Source organism: Xanthovirga aplysinae (assembly GCF_009711365.1).
Taxonomy (GTDB): Bacteria; Bacteroidota; Bacteroidia; order Cytophagales; family Cyclobacteriaceae; genus Xanthovirga; species Xanthovirga aplysinae.
Genome location: NZ_SMMB01000197.1, coordinates 1 through 652, shown reverse-complemented (window position 1 = coordinate 652; position 652 = coordinate 1). Strand labels below are relative to the sequence as shown.

General features: G+C 42.3%; 1 protein-coding gene. It reads right to left on the bottom strand.

Features of this window, described 5'->3' with window-relative positions; all coding sequences use genetic code 11:
- Positions 1–652 (bottom strand): hypothetical protein (locus E1171_RS23245; RefSeq protein ID WP_187696111.1); only part of this gene is annotated, 652 nt, incomplete at both ends.

Here is a 652-nt window from a genome sequence, read left to right as displayed (position 1 = left end):
TCTAGCGAAGCGTGAATTTCCACGAACATAGACGGCAAGACCATCTTTCAAAATCGTGTTTACGGCTAAAGAATTCCCGATTTCTGCGGATCCACTAGATTTAATGGAATTGCCGACATTAATATTTCCTTCTAAATCCAATGAGCCACTTGCCCTTACATCTCCCCCTACATCTAGGGTAGCATGTCCACTAAAGTCATCGTTTTCATGTCCAATACTTAATGCTTTAAAAGCCCCTTGCATGGCATCAGCATAGTTTCTACCACCATCCAGAGTTATTTTGATGTATTCTCCTTCCTGGGGCTTTGTCGTTACCAATTCTGCCTGGTATAAAATTCGTTTTGGGGCCCTACCTCCTGAGTTTAGGAGGTAATATTCCTGAGGTGTGGCAGGGCCTTCCACCAGATATAGAGAATTAAAAGTTTGGGAAGAAGTATTCTGACTGTTGCCGGTAAATTGTAAAATCTTCCCATTGATATAAACCAATCCAGGGCTTATGGTATAGGTCTCGGGATCTGTACCTTCTCCTATCGTACATCCACTGAATATAAAGGCACCCATACCTTTATATTGTTCTTCCAGGGCAATGAATAGTTCATCCTGCATAATTTGCAGGTCATCATTATGCAGCATACGGCCGCCTTCGGTAAAA